12 protein-coding genes are annotated in these 15295 nt (G+C 38.9%); 9 read left to right on the forward strand and 3 right to left on the reverse strand.

What is annotated here, in order from left to right; translation table 11 throughout:
* Nucleotides 1-207 precede the first annotated feature (207 nt).
* From H6G06_RS07920 to H6G06_RS07955, 8 genes are all read left to right on the forward strand, one after another.
* The gene (locus tag H6G06_RS07920) at nt 208-1509 is read left to right on the forward strand and encodes a hybrid sensor histidine kinase/response regulator (RefSeq protein WP_190558801.1); all 1302 of its coding nucleotides are present in this window, start codon (nt 208-210) and stop codon (nt 1507-1509) included.
* A 312-nt stretch (nt 1510-1821) separates the two neighbouring features.
* Nucleotides 1822-2412, forward strand: a complete 591-nt coding sequence (locus tag H6G06_RS07925; protein ID WP_190558803.1) for a DUF305 domain-containing protein — start codon at nt 1822-1824, stop codon at nt 2410-2412.
* A 30-nt stretch (nt 2413-2442) separates the two neighbouring features.
* A complete protein-coding gene (locus H6G06_RS07930) occupies nt 2443-2637 on the forward strand; it encodes a heavy-metal-associated domain-containing protein (RefSeq protein WP_190558805.1) in 195 nt (64 codons plus the stop codon).
* A 128-nt stretch (nt 2638-2765) separates the two neighbouring features.
* Nucleotides 2766-5030, forward strand: coding sequence for a heavy metal translocating P-type ATPase (locus tag H6G06_RS07935; protein ID WP_190558806.1), 2265 nt, complete (start codon nt 2766-2768; stop codon nt 5028-5030).
* On the forward strand, nt 5031-5258 hold the full coding sequence (locus tag H6G06_RS07940; RefSeq protein ID WP_190558808.1) for a hypothetical protein: 228 nt from the start codon (nt 5031-5033) through the stop codon (nt 5256-5258).
* 332 nt (nt 5259-5590) lie between these two features.
* A complete protein-coding gene (locus tag H6G06_RS07945) occupies nt 5591-6694 on the forward strand; it encodes an aromatic ring-hydroxylating dioxygenase subunit alpha (protein ID WP_190558810.1) in 1104 nt (367 codons plus the stop codon).
* 774 nt (nt 6695-7468) lie between these two features.
* Nucleotides 7469-8179, forward strand: coding sequence for a class I SAM-dependent methyltransferase (locus H6G06_RS07950; protein ID WP_190558812.1), 711 nt, complete (start codon nt 7469-7471; stop codon nt 8177-8179).
* A 411-nt stretch (nt 8180-8590) separates the two neighbouring features.
* A complete protein-coding gene (locus H6G06_RS07955; protein WP_190558814.1) occupies nt 8591-12169 on the forward strand; it encodes an NB-ARC domain-containing protein in 3579 nt (1192 codons plus the stop codon).
* Nucleotides 12170-12325: 156 nt separating this feature from the next.
* Here the strand turns inward: H6G06_RS07955 and H6G06_RS07960 are convergent, their stop codons facing one another.
* The 3 genes from H6G06_RS07960 to H6G06_RS07970 form a co-directional block, all read right to left on the reverse strand.
* A complete protein-coding gene (locus H6G06_RS07960; protein ID WP_190558816.1) occupies nt 12326-12706 on the reverse strand; it encodes a hypothetical protein in 381 nt (126 codons plus the stop codon).
* 603 nt (nt 12707-13309) lie between these two features.
* Nucleotides 13310-14383: a 3-oxoacyl-[acyl-carrier-protein] synthase III C-terminal domain-containing protein gene (locus H6G06_RS07965; RefSeq protein ID WP_190558818.1), complete on the reverse strand. Its 1074-nt coding sequence runs from the start codon at nt 14381-14383 to the stop codon at nt 13310-13312.
* A gap of 2 nt (nt 14384-14385) precedes the next feature.
* On the reverse strand, nt 14386-14526 hold the full coding sequence (locus tag H6G06_RS07970; protein ID WP_199306625.1) for a hypothetical protein: 141 nt from the start codon (nt 14524-14526) through the stop codon (nt 14386-14388).
* A 391-nt stretch (nt 14527-14917) separates the two neighbouring features.
* Between H6G06_RS07970 and H6G06_RS07975 the strand changes: the two genes are divergently transcribed.
* A complete protein-coding gene (locus tag H6G06_RS07975) occupies nt 14918-15145 on the forward strand; it encodes a toxin-antitoxin system HicB family antitoxin (protein WP_190558820.1) in 228 nt (75 codons plus the stop codon).
* Nucleotides 15146-15295: the final 150 nt, after the last annotated feature.

The raw sequence follows: 15295 nt of genomic DNA on the forward strand, positions 1-15295 counted from the left end.
GCCAGTGCCGTGATACATATACTATAATAATACAATTAATAAATTTTTTGTTTTAAGGCAGGACTTACGCAAAACAGAACGGAAGTAGGGGTAATTCATGAATTACCCCTACGCAAGAATCAGGTTTTGAGTTCAATCTTGCGTAAGTCCTATAAGGTTTTAAATTCAAATTTAATTAATTTAATTCAGAAACCGTAGGATACTGATATGCCTATACAAGCTCAAGCATTTCTAGCCGACATTCTCATTGTCGATGATAAGCTAGAAAATATTCGGTTTTTATCTGATTTTTTGTCCAAGCACCATTATCAAGTTCGCAAAGCAATCAACGGACAGGCTGCATTAATGGCTGTTAGGACACTTCCCCCCGATTTGATTCTTCTAGACATCAATATGCCAGGAATGGGAGGGTATGAGGTATGCGAATTTTTAAAGAATGATTTCACAACAAGTTCAATTCCCATTATTTTCTTGAGTGCTGGGAATGATGTTACTGATAAAGTTAGAGCATTCCAAGTAGGAGGTATTGATTACATTACTAAACCATTTTATTTAGATGAAGTTTTGGCAAGAATTCAGACTCAGTTAAAGCTCAAAGACCTCCAGAAAGAATTAAAATCTCGTAATGAGCAGCTACAAAATACTCTCTTAGTCTTACAAAATACTCAAGCTGAACTAATCCAAAAAGAAAAGCTAGTTAACGCAGGTCGAATTGCTGCAGGAATTGCTCATGAAATTAACAACCCGCTGAGTTTTATTCTTGGCAATCTTAGTCCTGCGTCTGAATATAGTCAAAAACTGATTAGCTTAATTAAGCTTTATCAACAAGCATTTCCAGATGCAACCCCAGAAATAAGAAATTTTATCGATGAAATAGAATTAGATTTCATTAATTCCGATTTTACAAAAATTATTGCTTCCATCCACACAGGAGCAGAAAGGATTCGTTCAGTTATTCAAGCTCTGCATATTTTCTCTCGTCTTGATCAGTCAGGTATCAAACCTTTTGATGTTCATGAAAGTATCGATAGCATTCTGATGACACTACTCTATCAACTTGAGTTAGAAGGCTCAGTCGGTATTTCAATTCTTAAGGAATATGAAGATATACCTGAAGTTATTGGATATACAAATCTATTCAATCAAGCTTTGCTAAATATTTTACAGAATGCTATTGAAGCACTTAAATCACGATTTAATTCAATTCTCGATAGTTCATTTCAACCTACAATTTGGATTAATACTCAAATTATGCCTAAAAATCACATAAAAATTAGTATTAAAGACAATGGTATAGGTATTCCTCAAGAAAATAAAGCTCATATATTTGAACCATTTTTTACTACTAAATCAGTAAAAAAAGGAGTTGGATTAGGTTTATTCACTAGCTACCAAATCATCACTGATATTCATAAAGGTAGTTTGATTTATCAAGGCTGCCCTGAAGGATGTTCAGAATTTATTATAGAAATTCCTGTATCTGGAGATTTTTATACTAATTCGCTGTAGGCTGATAATTGGCAAACATGAATTTTAGCAGTAGACACAATAGTTGTCGCTTGACCCCCTTAAAAAGGGGGGTTGGGGGGATCTTCGCGATTTTGAAACCTTAACAGAACAGTATGGAGTTGGACTTGATCTTACTGGTGTCAACATCAAAATTTTAAGATTTGTAAAGCTTCTCTAGACTCTCTAGCAGACTGGAGGGTTTAGGATTAATGTAACAGGACTCTCAGCCAAGAATTAGTAATAAAACACAAATTGCTGATTTTTGGCGGAAATGCCCTAAACCTTCCTTGGGAAGCGAAAGGAGCAAAAACTATGCTTAACAAATCAGTAAATTTTGGTCTTTTAGGTTTACTTGCCGCTTTATCTCTAACCAATAGCGCCATAGCCGAACAACACCAACACTCACCATCTGCCCCTGCTGACATGACCAACACTATGCCCCAGCCGCAGGGAGATCAGCGTTTCATCACCATGATGATTCACCACGACCAAAAAACGCTGAAAATGGCAGATTTGGCTTTACAGAAGGCGAAAAATCCGCAAATCAAAGCATTGGCAACCGAGATAAAAACCGAGCAAACCAAAGAAATTGAGCAATTGCAAGCTTTTTACAAACAGTTGTATGGTGCAGAAGTTCCTGCTGGTGTCATGAATTGTATGGGTATGGGCAATGGTCAGGGAATGGGCAAAAATATGAGTTTAGAATCTTTGGAAAATTCCCCTAACTTTGACCAGGAATTTTTACAAAAGATGATTCATCATCAGCAAATGTCTGTGAAGATGGCCTCAAAAGCTGCTGAAAATGCTAATGCGCCACAAATTCGTAATTTAGCTCAAGCTATCATCAAAACGCAAACTGCTCAAATTCAAAAGTTGCAGCAGTTGTCTCCAGTTGAATCTTAATTTTTTGTTCACTTTCTTCTTTTTAAAGTTATGACAATCAAACTTACAGTTCCGGGAATGGCTTGTTCTGCTTGTGCCAACAATATTACCAATGCAGTTAAGGCTGTTGATGCTAACGCTAACGTTGAAGCTGACCCCACAACCAAGCTGGTAAATGTAGATACTCAAGCTTCAGAAACTGCCATTAAAGAAGCTTTAGTTGCTGCTGGTTATCCTCCTGCTTAATAGTTGAGGAGATGGGGACTGGGGAGACAAATTAAATCAAAAGTCAAAAGTCAAAATTAAAAAACTTTTGCCTGTTCCCTATTCCCTATTCCCCGTTCCCTGTTCCCTGTTGCCTACTCTAAATAAATATGGATAATCTCACTCTCAAACTCAAAGGAATGAGTTGTGCTTCCTGTGCTAATAACGTTGAACAGGCAATACTTGCAGTTCCTGGTGTAATTGATTGCAATGTTAATTTTGGTACAGAACAAGCAACAATTAATTATGAGCCAAAACAGACAAATTTAGAGGAAATTCAAACTGCTATTGAGGTTGCGGGTTATTCTTCTTTTTCGCTACAAGAAGCACAAGGTGAAGATGAGGCTGAGAAGGCGAGTAGGTTAGCAGAACAACAAGAACTGAAGCGTAAACTATGGACAGGTGGTGTAATTAGCGTTTTTCTGTTTTTCGGTTCTTTACCGATGATGATAGGCTTAAAGTTGCCTTTTATTCCAGATTTTTTACATCATCCTTGGTTGCAGTTGGTGTTAACAACTCCAGTTGAATTTTGGTGTGGTGGGTCTTTTTTCCTCAATGCTTGGAAGTCTTTAAAACGCCACACGGCAACGATGGATACTTTAATTGCATTGGGTACAGGTGCTGCTTATTTATATTCTTTAGTGGTTACGCTTTTCCCAGAGTTTTTTATTGCCCAAGGTTTGCAAACTCATGTTTATTATGAAGTTGCGGCAATGGTTGTGACTTTAATTCTGTTGGGGCGGTTTTTGGAACATCGCGCTAGGGGACAAACTTCGGAAGCTATTCACAAACTGATGGGACTGCAAGCGAGAACTGCTAGAGTGATGCGGGATGGAGTGGAAATGGATATTCCCATCGGCGAGGTGAGAGTTAATGATGTGATTTTGGTGCGTCCGGGGGAAAAAATTCCGGTTGATGGGGAAGTGATTGATGGGGCTTCAATGGTAGATGAGGCTATGGTGACAGGTGAAAGTTTACCTGTGAAGAAGCAATCAGGAGATGAGGTGATTGGGGCGACGATTAATAAAACTGGTAGTTTTAGGTTTAGGGTGACTAGGGTAGGAAAGGATACGTTTTTATCACAAATTGTCAAGTTAGTGCAAGAAGCGCAGGGTTCTAAAGCACCTATTCAAAGGTTAGCGGATCAGGTGACAGGGTGGTTTGTTCCTGCTGTGATTGCGATCGCGATCGCAACTTTTGTGATCTGGTTTAATTTTACGGGTAATTTTACCCTCTCGATGATCACAATGGTGGGTGTTTTAATTATTGCCTGTCCCTGTGCTTTGGGTTTAGCTACTCCTACTTCGGTGATGGTAGGAACTGGTAAAGGTGCGGAAAATGGCATTTTAATTAAAGATGCCCAAAGTTTAGAGTTAGCACACAAAATTCAAACTATTGTTCTCGATAAAACCGGCACTTTAACTGAAGGTAAACCGACGGTTACAGATTTCGTCACTGTTAAAGGTACAGCTAATCAAAATGAACTGGAATTATTAAAGTTAGCAGCAACTGTAGAAAGAAATTCTGAACATCCTGTAGCGGAAGCTGTGGTTAAATATGCCGAATCTCAACAGGTGAGGTTAGCAGAAGTTGCGGATTTTGTAGCTGTTGCTGGTAGTGGGGTGCAAGGTATTGTTAATCATCATCTCGTGCAAATTGGTACAGAACGCTGGTTAACAGAATTAGGAATTGTTACAGATTCTCTGCAAGAATATCAAGTTGCTTGGGAAGTGGGAGGAAAAACGGTAATTTTAATAGCTGTTGATGGGGAATTAGAGGGGATAATGGGTATTGCTGATACCTTGAAACCTTCCTCAGCCGCAGCGGTAAAAGCACTGCAAAAGTTAGGTTTAGAAGTAGTAATGTTAACAGGAGATAATCGCCCAACTGCGGAAGCGATCGCTGATCAAGTTGGTATTACTCAGGTTTTTGCTCAAGTTAGACCAGATCAAAAAGCGGCTATTGTTCAATCTTTGCAATCCAAAATCCAAAATCCAAAATCTAAAATTGTAGCGATGGTAGGGGATGGAATTAATGATGCACCAGCTTTAGCGCAAGCAGATGTGGGGATAGCTATTGGAACGGGGACAGATGTGGCGATCGCAGCAAGTGATATTACCCTAATTTCTGGAGATTTACAAGCAATTGTCACCGCTATTCAACTCAGTCGCGCTACCATTAATAATATTAAGCAAAATCTCTTCTTTGCTTTTATTTACAATATCATTGGTATTCCTGTTGCTGCTGGTATTCTTTACCCTATTTTTGGTTGGTTACTTAACCCAATTATCGCCGGTGCAGCAATGGCGCTTTCCTCGGTTTCTGTAGTCAGCAATGCCTTAAGATTGCGTAAATTTCAAGCAGGAGTCAATTAAATGTTGAATCACAAAACCCTGTGGGTAAGTCTTGCTTGTTTAATGTTATTGACATCAAGCCCCGCATCAGCAGAAATGCCAAGTTCCCATTCACAACACCATAACCAATTTCAAATTATTGAACAACCTTTAGGTGTGAAAGTTGCTGCTACAGTCGCAGGTTTAGCTTTAATTGGAATAGAGTTATGGTGGTTTATCTTCAGCAAACCAAAAGTACCACCCAACTAATATAGCGTTTCCCCGTCTAATGAAGTACACACCAATTTATTCCCTGTTAAGAGTTTCCTAAAACGGGAGCATCCCAATTTTGCAAAAATAACCGCAGCAACACCAAAAACTCTCTTTTCCCTTCTTACCTTCGTGTCCTTCGCTCCTTCGTGGTTAGTTCATTTCACGTCTTGAACTCATAATAAATTTTATTTTTCCCAATCACCAATCCCTAATCACTAATCACTAATCACCAATCCCCAATCACTAATGAAGTACCGAAAATAACTGTTTTTATTACCTTGGCGTGATATTTCTAGATTAACCGCTTGACTGCAAGTGAAAATCTAAACATGAATGTCAACGCTGAAAATGTGAACTACGCACGGAAACCGAAAATTTTTAATCAACCAGAGCGTTTTATTGAGGGTTGGTATTGGGTAATATCCTCTCGAAAATTGCGGGTTGGTGAAGTTAAACCCGTGACAATTTTGGGGAGAGATTTAGTAATCTATCGTGGTGAAGATAGACAAGCAGTTATTTTTGATGCTTACTGTCCACACATGGGCGCTCATCTTGCAGAAGGCAAAGTTGAGGGTAATGAATTACGCTGTTTTTTTCATAATTGGAAATACGATGCACAAGGTTTTTGTGTTGATATTCCTTGTTTGGATGAACCAATTAATGTCAGGGCTAAAACTTGGCCTACCGCCGAAAAATATGGGTTGGTTTGGGTTTGGACTGGAGAAACACCACAACAGCCTTTACCTTTTATTCCTGAGTTAGAACTTGAGGAGTATGATAGTGCTTTTGGTTTACGGTTTATCACGAACTGTCACCCAAATGTTTTCATGGTTAATGCTATCGATGCTCAACATTTTAATACAGTTCACAAGCTGCTATCAGAATTTAATTTTGAAAAACAGGAACTGAATGAAAATGCTATTACGTTCACTAACACTACACAGAATAGCCGTGATTCTTTTTTGATGAAACTGATCCGTCCTTTCTACAAAAAACCTGTAATTTACAGTCTTTGCTATTGGTATGGTACTACAGGGATGGTAACAGTTGGTACAGATTTCTTACATTTCCACATTATGTTTGCTTTGCGTTTAATAGCCGGAGGAAAAACTGAAGGACTGACAATTTTCATTACTAAAAAACGTCAGGGTATTTTCGGTCGGCTATATAATCGCTTAATTTTGTGGTTGAGTAAATTCGTAGCTCAATTCTTTATCAAGAATGATAGCAAAATTTTCGAGACTATTCAGTTTAATTTAAAATCTCCCATCGACCTTGATGAGCCGATTATACAATTTATTAACCATTTAGAAGGACAGAAAGCTTTAAAGTGGGGAAGTTGGAATTTAGACAGAGTGCGTGATGGTGAGGTACGAGAGATAGAAAAACGAGAAAACCGCGAAAAATGGCGCGATGAGCTAGTTAATGATTGAAAATTCCACATTTAGGCAATAAAAATGAAGTGGTCTTGCCACTTCATCAATTCCCAGGTAGAACCTTAAGCAATGAGTATAACGACTAAACAATTTTAAAATTGTATAAAATAAAACAGAATTTTAAATTCTGCTTCATTTGACATACCTCCTCGTCCTCAAGTCCGAAGATTCCCTAACGCTTCAGTGGGTTGTGCTATCGAAATAGTCTTACCATCGGTCTTAGAAGGACAAGGCTTGTATCCCATATTTTTGGGCATAGCTTAGGAAAGAGAGTTTGAGAGATATTTTGCGTAAGTTCTATAGGACTCCTATTTAATTTTGGCGTTGCTGAATTAGGGTATGAAATTGAAAAATCAATGATTTCAAACTCTTACTCTCTGTGACTGGAGCGCCTCTGCGTGAAACAAAATCATACTCTCTTAATTAGCAACGCCTTAATTTTTGAACAGATTGCGTACACATCTATTCCCTATTGCATATTCCTTATTGCATATTCCTTATTGCATATTCCCCACCTCAACGAAAAATTCATAAACAAAATCGGATTCCTATATATCATTTCTTTGGCTGCCAATAACTGTCTTTCATACCCTAAATCCATCCCGGTTTGTGCTTGAAAGCGTGGTCTAGATACACCTTTTATTTGAGATGCTGTTTCCTTTGATATTACAAAATATTAATAAGCTAACTTTTTTTTGTAAAAACATCATATAAATTTAATAAACCACTTAGTTATAAATATTCCGCCAGTTCATTTTCCCTGAGAGAATTATGAAAACAATCAATATATCAAAACAATTAGCCCAGAATATTGGTAATTATGATAATCCTGACTCTATAGGATCGAAGTTTAGAGCCAAGCGGATATTACCTCTTATATCCATGATTAATAAAGTTTATGAGAAACATGGAGAAGTTAGTATTCTTGATATTGGTGGGAGAAAAAATTATTGGAGTGTATTGCCTGAACAGTTATTAAAAGAATATAAGATTTATATAACAATTGTTAATTTTCCGGGTGAAATATTACCCGAAACTGAAGAGCATTATAAATTTATTCACGGTGATGGCTGTAACCTCAATTTCTTTGATGACAACTCTTTTCACATAGCTCATTCAAACTCTGTAATTGAGCATGTTGGTGATTGGCAACAGATGGTTAGCTTTGCAAAAGAGGTCAGGAGATTAGCACCAAATATATATCTTCAAACTCCATATTTTTGGTTTCCTATAGAACCACATTTTATGTGTCCGTTTTTTCATTGGCTTCCCAGACCTGTAAGAATTAGCTTAGTTATGCGCTTTGCTCTAGGAAATCATCAACGCTACAAAAGTGTTGGCGAAGCAGCTTCTAAGCTTGAACATTACCGCTTGCTGGATCGGAAAATGTTGCAATATTTATTTCCAGATGCAGATATCACGTCTGAGAGATTTATAGGACTTACTAAGTCCTTGACTGCGATCAGATACGAAAAAGATTGAGTCAATTATTTAACTTAACGGAGGCAGGAGGCAGGAGTCCGTTTTTGTAATGGGGATTTATACCCCGCTCCAAAAACTTTGGACTAAGTCCGGTTTTAGACCCGATTGTTTTGATAATCCCCGCCCTATAAGTGCGTTTCCCCTGGGTCAAACAGCAATTGCGAGCATAGCCCGTCTGACATCACCTAGCCCAACAGTTGATGCCCCTACTGCTTGAATATTTTTCGCATTTGGTGGTTGGTAGTCCCAAATCCGGATACATTCAATCCTGCCAGGGTATTGACCCAGGTATCCATTTTTTTAGCATTCAGGACGGGTATTTTACGCCAAATGGCGGAATTTTGAATGTATCGTTAGAATACCCCAGTATCGTTTAATTATGACGCATCTACTCCGTTTTAGGTAACGTTGATGAAACAGCAACCAAGCAGACGCAGGCGGGGAGTAATCCTCACCCTAAAAGGCTGGGATAAATTTCAAGCTGCCAAAACTCAAGTCGAATTTGATGAGAATGCTGGAGATAGCTTTTCATTAGAAGAACTGAGCGATCGCACTCGTTTAGCTCTACACACTATATCTAGAATTTTGGCACGCTTAGAACCTGTCGATAAAAGTTCCTTGCAGTTTGCCTTCGCTGCCTTTGGTCTGGAGTTATCTCAAAGCGATTATACCCGCCCTACCTCGACCTTAGAGGAGCTAGAAACTAGACAAGCAAACCCACAGTATGACTGGCAAGAAGCACCGGACGTATCCGTGTTTTTTGGCCGCAGTGAAGAATTATTGCAGCTACGACAGTGGATATTAGAAGAACGGTGTCGTTTAGTTGGACTGTTGGGAATTGGTGGTATTGGCAAAAGCACTCTAGCCGTGAAGTTGGGGCGGCAAATTCAAAGCGAATTTGAGGTAGTGGTGTGGCGCAGCCTGCAAAATGCACCGCCAGTAGACGAGCAAATAACAAACATCCTGCAATCTTTGCTGTCGGCGTTGCGAAAGGAAATGGTAATACCGGAAAGCTTTGCTAGTTTGCTATCAAAGCTGATGGAATGTTTGCAATCAAACCGATGTCTGCTGATTTTAGACAATGTTGAAACAATTCTCTCTGGTGGTCAAACAGGGCAATATCGTCCTGGCTACGAGGGATATGGTCAATTACTCAAGCGCGTTGGTGAAGTACCTCATAATAGTTGCGTTCTCTTCACTTCTAGAGAAAAACCCAGAGAAATGATACCACTAGAAGGAGAGAGAACAGGAGTGAAGTCGCTCCCATTAAAAGGATTAAATCCTACCGAGGGAAAACAGTTATTCCAGGAAAAAGGACAATTCACAGCTACAGAACGAGAATGGCAGGTACTCATCAAGCATTATGGGGGTAATCCCTTAGCTCTCAAGATGGTAGCAGCCGGAACCCAAGAGCTTTTCGACGGTAGAATTGCCCCGCTTTTAAAGTATGTGGAACACGGGATATTAATTTTTGAAGACATTGGCGACTTATTAGAACGGCAGTTCTACCATTTGTCAGCAGTACAAGAGGAAGTAATGTATTGGCTGGCAATTAATCGAGAGCCAGTATCCATTGCCGAGTTAGCTGCTGATATAGTGACATCTTCCTCCCAGGGTCTCGTACTTTCAGCAATCACATTTCTGTTGCAACGTTCATTAATTGAAAGAAGTAGCGAGCATTTCTTTCTACAACCAGTCGTAATGGCATATACGACACAGCGATTGGTTAAACAAGTTTGTCAACAATTAGTAGGGGAAAAGTCTGTCCGTTTAGGCTTATTCCAAACCCATGCTTTAATTAAGGCAACAGCCAAAGACTACATTCGGGAGACACAAAAGCAATTAATTGTGCAACCCTTGCTTGAGCAATTGTTGCTAGAGATGGGCAGTCAACAAAAGCTGGTTATTTTGTTGCAGGATGTATTAGAGCAGCAAAGACATCAAGTTGCAATATTAGCAGGGTATGCGGGGGGTAATGTCCTTAACTTGTTAACGCATTTGCAAGTAAATTTACAGGGGTATGACTTCTCAAATTTGAACATTAGGCAAGTTGACCTACAGGGTGTAAATTTAGCTGGAGTTAATTTCCAAAATACTACTTTTGATCAGTCTGTATTTGCTACAACATTGAAGAGCATTTTCTCACTTGCCTTGAGTCCAGATGGAAAACTGTTGGTTACGGGTGATATGGATGGGCAAATTCATTTGTGGCAAATGGCAGATAGAAAAAACTTGTTGACATTTAAAGGACATGAAGGTTTGGTTTGGACGGTCGCCTTTAGTCCAGATGGACAAACCCTGGCAAGTGGTGGTCATGACGGATTAATCAAGTTGTGGAATACACAAACAGGAGATTGTTTAAAAACTTTAGATCCACATACAGGTATTGTTTGGTCTATAAGCTTTAGTTCGGATGGTCAAACTCTAGCCAGTGGTAGTCAAGACACTTCGATTCGGTTGTGGGATGTCTATTTAGGTAAGTGCCTCAAAATATTGCATGGTCATACTAGTGCGGTATGTTCAGTTAGGTTTAATCCAGATGGTTCTATCCTAGCCAGTGGTAGTGATGATTGCGATATTCGCTTGTGGGATATCGATACAGGTATCTGTATAAAAACTTTGCAAGGTCATGATGGTAGGGTATGTTCGGTTCGTTTCAGTCCAGATGCTAAAACTCTTGCCAGTGGGAGTAGTGACCACTCTATTCGGTTATGGGATGTGAGTAAAGGTGTGTGCGTAAGAACATTTCACGGTCATACAAATTGGGTATGGTCAGTTTGCTTTAGTTCAGATGGTCAAACCATAGCTACAGGTGGTAATGACTCCAGTGTGAGGTTGTGGAATGTGCAGCAAGGTACGTGTGTGAAAATTTTCCACGGACATACCAGTGAAGTGTATTCAGCTATTTTTAGTCCAGATGATCAAATCTTATTTAGTGCTAGTAGGGATTCCAGCGTGCGTTTATGGGATGTAAGTAAAGGTGTGTGCGTGAGAACTTTACAGGGTCATTCTAGTGGGGCGCATTTGGTCAGTTTTAACCCTGATGATTGTCTGTTGGCGACAGGTAGTTGTGATAGTTTGGTTAGGCTATGGGATATTGCATCTGGGTACTCTACTAAAATTTTACAAGGTCACACAGATTGGGTATGGTCAGTTAGCTTTAGTCCTGATGCTTCTATATTAGCGAGTGGCAGTGATGACACCAGCATTAAGCTATGGGATGTTATTTCTGGTGATTGTATTACAACCTTATATGGTCATAGCGGTGGAGTAACATCAGTTAGCTTTAGTCCAGATGGTCAAACCTTGGCTAGTGCTAGTAGGGACGCAAGCGTGAAGTTGTGGGATATTCACAAGCATAAATGTGTAAAAACATTAGAAGGTCACACGGGTGAAATCTGGTCAGTTAGCTTTAGTCCAGATGGCAATACTTTAGCTACAGCTAGTCAGGACTGCTTGGTTAAGTTGTGGGATGTGGGTGAAGGTAAATGTATAACAACCTTGCCAGGTCACACTGATGGAGTCTGGTCATTGAGTTTTAGTCCTGATGGTAAAATGCTCGCTAGTGGTAGTGTTGATCACTCAATTCGATTATGGGATACCAGTAACTTTACTTGCGTAAAAGTGTTGCAAGGACATACTTCTACTGTATGGTCAGTCAGTTTTAGTCCTGACGGTTGTACTTTGGCATCCGCGAGTTCTGATCAAACAATTTGCTTATGGGATATCAATAACTTTACCTGTTTAAAAGTGTTGAATACTCATAGTAGTGGAGTATGTTCTGTTTGCTTTAATTCTGTTGGTAATATCTTGGTTCATATTAGTCAAGATGAGGGAATTAAGCTTTGGGATGTGGGAACTCTTGAGTGCATAAAAACCCTGAAAGTAGATCGCCTTTATGAAGGGATGAACATCAGGGGGGTGACTGGGTTAACAGCCGCGCAGCGATCAACTTTATTGGCTTTGGGGGCGGTGGAAGGTATAGGTTAGGGTTTTGGGAGAGTTGCGGAGAGGGCGATCGCTTCCTTGATACGGTTAGTAAGAGAGTGATGGCATTTATGAGGATATGAAGAATATTAGGGGTGCGATCGCTCTACAAGTGTTTGGTGCGAAATTAATTATTGAAATTGAATTGTTTTCAATACTTTATTTGGGTTTATTATGTTCACAGACAAAAACAGTTTTGTTCCCGGAGCGTCTAGTAGAGACTACTATCCAGTCACGAGCACCAATATTACGCTGACAAACCTGACTAATACCTTTAAAAGTAATCCTGACACTAGCATTTATGCATTCTGGTCGATGACCAGGGCAACAACCATGTGCACCAGGAGGTAAAGTTTCTTTCCATCGCGTAGAAAATGAATCATTCTGCCTACGAACATCTTCACCCGTTATTTCTCTATCTGAACGATTGTAAACACAATATGCAGAAGCTGATTTACCTGTAAATAGAAAATTAGCAGATAGTAAGCTTCCTACAGTCAAAGGCAACAGAAAATATTTCAATATGCTGTTGTTTTTCATGATTACATTTTACTTGTTACATATTTCAGTTTGCGTACTTTCCCTTACGGACACAAGGCAACTTTAGCAAGTTAATTTTAACTTAAGCCTTTCGGAGACAAGGAGAGCGATCACTTTGCTACTACTTTTGTCAGAATGCCCACATTCACCGGTGGGGTCATCCCACAAAATTGCATTGCTCCCTTTTAAAAGTCCCAGAACGTATAGTCTCACATCTTGCACCTGGAAATAGAGATGTCAAAACCACAACCACGTGCGAGAGGAATTAATCGCTGAATATTCAGTAAAATAAGAAACACAACTATGTTGGGAAAAAGTGATTCAAGAGCAGTTTGTGCAGCCTTACCCCAATGAGGTGGTAGTGGTAACTGAGTCTGTAAATAACTCCAGTGAGCTAGAAGATAAGCATAATTATCCTTGAATTACTTCATTATCCACTGTCATATTTTTGTATTTATTATTTATTTTCTACGGGCTTATTCGGTAGGTGCAAGATGTGAGTTAACTGATTTTGGGGCGGAAGAATCATTTGGACTCAGAGAGTAATCGTGACCATTTACTGTTAATAGTCACGTCTAAAAGTTTTGTCAGTCAACTAGTTGTTTAAGTTCCACTATCCCATTTATATAATAAAATACCAAAATAATAACCAGCTCCAAATCCTAGCATAATACCTGTACAATTTGATGATCTAGTTGAGTTTCTGTCACTAAAAAAACTTTCTAAAACCAGTAAGCAGCTAGCAGAGCTTGTGTTTCCACGTTTTCTAAATAAATCTAAAGAGCGCATAATTTGTTTATCTGATAAACCAAGGCATTCATTGTCACAGAATTGCTTAAGTACTTCAGTGCCTCCTTGATGTACAGACCATTCACTTAGATCTTCAATGTTTAGTTGATTCTCCCTTAAAAAAGGTTTAACCAGTTCATTTGAAACTAACTTTGGCACAATATCTTTCAAGTTAGAACTTATCAATAATTTGCCATTTTTCATAGCGATGAGATCACCTGGAATATATTTCTTTTTGATATTCATGATCTTTAGTAATGGCTTCTGAAAAAGTGAGCGCATTTTTTCAGGAATTATAAGCATTCCAACACCACCGTCTGTAAAAAGCAAGTTTGTAACTAACATTTTCTTGAAATCTAAATCATTTTTGTCTAGTTGAAGAGATTTTGTGGTACATTGATCAAACGAAAAAACAATTGCTGGTCTTTCATATTTCTTGCAATACTCAACTGCTTGGTCTAATGAATAAATTGATGATGCACAACCATAATAGGCAACTTCGTCATTTCCATCCAATTTTGTAAGTTGAGCATCTATCGCAATTTGTGAAGCTAAACTGGGCAATATGTCTTTATGGTACGATACATTATAACTTAGAGTCAAAAAGCCAATATCATCCTTATTAATATTTTCTGTCAGCTCATTAATAATCCTTGTTCCCCACACTTTCGGATGGTCATCTGGGTTAGCTAACGTAATTTCTGGATACAACTCATAATCAATGACGCTGGCACGACGTTCAACTCCGATTTTTTCGGCCAGTTTTTTTGCCAGTATATTTAATTTATCTCCATACAAATGGGAGGGATACATTTTGTCAGCAATATATTTAGCTGAATAACTTCGAGGAGTAATTGACCGAATATCGGCAATATAAACATTGTTCATTTTCAAACAACCTCTGGGTTCACGTCCACTACGAAAATGTCTTTGGCATAGCGTGTAACAAGCCAGGGCATCTGCTCAAAGTCGCGGATGCCGTCAATGATGCGGTAATATTTGGGGTTGCCCTGAAATAGCCAATAGGTCATGAAATTTCCCTTACTTATACAAGGCAAATTTGGCAAGTTAATTTCAACTTATGTATTATTTCATATTCGCTCTGTCTTTGTTGATGTTAGACTTGTTTTTCTCCTGAGCCTTATATCTTCAGATTGTGTGTGAACTGAAAATATTCTCTACTTTTAGCCCTGTTAGGTATTTATAGTTTGCGTACTTTCCCTTATTGACACAAGGCAACTTTAGCAAGTTAATTTCAACTTAAGGCTTTCGGAGACCAGGAGAGCGATAATTGAATTAGCAGTTGCGGGAAATGCTCAGATTATTGCCACTCATAACATCAAAGATTTCCAAAATGCTGAATTATTATTTCCTAAATTATCAATATTAACACCTGAAGACATTATTAGGAGTTAAACAAAAATGGCGACTTTAACTATTCGTTTACCAGACGATAAGCATAATAGATTGAAACAACTTGCTCAAGCCAAAGGCATCAGTGTTAATAAGTTGATTGAAGAACTTTCTACCATAGCTCTAGCAGAATTTGATGCCCACACAAGATTTAAAGCTATGGCTGCAACTGGCAACGCAAAAGAAGGTTTAATAATACTAGATAAACTTGATTCTCTTACAGAAGAGAGCTTGTAGCGCGATAATGCGAACATTAACTTGAGGCGATCGCCCACGTCAAACCCATTACCAAAACAGGACTTACGCAAAACAGAGCGGAAGTAGAGGTAATTCATGAATTACCTCTACGCAAGAATCAGGTTTTGAGTTCAATCTTGCGTAAGTCCT

This window comes from Anabaena sphaerica FACHB-251, assembly GCF_014696825.1.
Lineage (GTDB): Bacteria > Cyanobacteriota > Cyanobacteriia > Cyanobacteriales > Nostocaceae > RDYJ01.

Excerpts from the sequence above, each read along its gene's own strand:
- H6G06_RS07920 (WP_190558801.1), top strand. The coding sequence starts at position 208 with ATGCCTATACAAGCTCAAGCATTTCTAGCCGACATTCTCATTGTCGAT.
- H6G06_RS07925 (WP_190558803.1), top strand. The coding sequence starts at position 1,822 with ATGCTTAACAAATCAGTAAATTTTGGTCTTTTAGGTTTACTTGCCGCT.
- H6G06_RS07930 (WP_190558805.1), top strand. The coding sequence starts at position 2,443 with ATGACAATCAAACTTACAGTTCCGGGAATGGCTTGTTCTGCTTGTGCC.
- H6G06_RS07935 (WP_190558806.1), top strand. The coding sequence starts at position 2,766 with ATGGATAATCTCACTCTCAAACTCAAAGGAATGAGTTGTGCTTCCTGT.
- H6G06_RS07940 (WP_190558808.1), top strand. The coding sequence starts at position 5,031 with ATGTTGAATCACAAAACCCTGTGGGTAAGTCTTGCTTGTTTAATGTTA.
- H6G06_RS07945 (WP_190558810.1), top strand. The coding sequence starts at position 5,591 with ATGAATGTCAACGCTGAAAATGTGAACTACGCACGGAAACCGAAAATT.
- H6G06_RS07950 (WP_190558812.1), top strand. The coding sequence starts at position 7,469 with ATGAAAACAATCAATATATCAAAACAATTAGCCCAGAATATTGGTAAT.
- H6G06_RS07955 (WP_190558814.1), top strand. The coding sequence starts at position 8,591 with ATGAAACAGCAACCAAGCAGACGCAGGCGGGGAGTAATCCTCACCCTA.
- H6G06_RS07960 (WP_190558816.1), bottom strand. The coding sequence starts at position 12,706 with ATGAAAAACAACAGCATATTGAAATATTTTCTGTTGCCTTTGACTGTA.
- H6G06_RS07965 (WP_190558818.1), bottom strand. The coding sequence starts at position 14,383 with ATGAACAATGTTTATATTGCCGATATTCGGTCAATTACTCCTCGAAGT.
- H6G06_RS07970 (WP_199306625.1), bottom strand. The coding sequence starts at position 14,526 with ATGACCTATTGGCTATTTCAGGGCAACCCCAAATATTACCGCATCATT.
- H6G06_RS07975 (WP_190558820.1), top strand. The coding sequence starts at position 14,918 with ATGGCGACTTTAACTATTCGTTTACCAGACGATAAGCATAATAGATTG.